1 protein-coding gene is annotated in these 994 nt (G+C 60.2%); it reads right to left on the bottom strand.

Features of this window, described 5'->3' with window-relative positions; all coding sequences use genetic code 11:
- Positions 1-982, bottom strand: a 982-nt coding sequence (locus WDZ78_RS23295) for a zinc ribbon domain-containing protein (RefSeq protein ID WP_425674408.1), incomplete at its 3' end; no start/stop codon positions are given.
- Positions 983-994: the final 12 nt, after the last annotated feature.

Below are 994 nucleotides of genomic sequence, written 5' to 3'. Positions count from 1 at the left end.
CTGAGACTTGAATATTTGACCATTCAAGTCGTTTAACAGAAAGCTCCTCCGCGTAAGCGTCGAGGAGCTTTTTTTGTTTCTGCTCCGTGTCCAGTTCGCCGTCGCGCAGCTTCTCCAGGTAATCATGCTGCTTGAGTGCCTCGAACTGTTTTTCCAGGATCGTTGCCGCTTCCATCGCGGCGAGGATCGACGCGATGCGACCGTGGACCTCAAGCGATGCCGGCTGATGGCCGGGGGTCTTGCCGATGACGACCTTCTGGATGAACTGGCGCACGATGTTGATGAAGGGCTGCTTCGTCTCCGTGTCGGCGTGTTCGCGTAGGTAATAGAAGGCAGAGTTGATGACCAGCTCGACGGCGTCAGGACTGACTTCCGCCTTCAGCTTCCTGATCTTCTCCCCGAAATCTTCTTCCGCCGGCGCCTGCTTCAGCCGGGCCTCGAGGCCGGTGCGGCGCTCCTCCAGCGTGTCGAGCATATCGTCTAGGGCGGCGAGGCGAGGGCGCCCTTCGGCGGCGCGATCGCTGATCTGCTGGATGATCTGACGCTGTTCCTGCTCGGCAGCCTTCAACTCCCCGGAAATGCGCTGGCGCTCGTCCGGTTCCTTCTTCATCGAGGCTGCAAGGTTCTGGCGCACCTGTCCGGCGACATCGTCGAACACACCCATGCCGAAGAAGGCGGCGGGGAGGCAGGACAGCACCCGGTCCTCGAGGTTCTTGCGGAGAATGGTCTTCTGGTTGGTGCAGCAGGCGCCGTCGAGGCCGTCGATTGGCAGCTTGTTCTTGTGGTTGGAGCAGCCGTACCGTTCCTTGGCCATGATGGCGTAGGATCCGCCGCACTCTGCGCATTCCAGCATACCGCTCAGCAGGTAGCTTGGCCGGTGTGTCCTGTTCAGCCGATTGGTGGTCGTCCGCGAAAAGTTCTCCAGCGTCATCAGTTGTCGTTCCTTGACGCGCGCCCAGAGTTCGTCACTGACAATGCGCATGGATGGAACCTC

The organism is Agrobacterium sp. M50-1 (genome assembly GCF_049843495.1).
In the GTDB taxonomy this organism is placed as follows: Bacteria; Pseudomonadota; Alphaproteobacteria; order Rhizobiales; family Rhizobiaceae; genus Agrobacterium; species Agrobacterium radiobacter.
The sequence above is the reverse complement of the archived record's forward strand: the minus strand, read 5'-3'. Positions and strand labels throughout refer to the sequence as shown.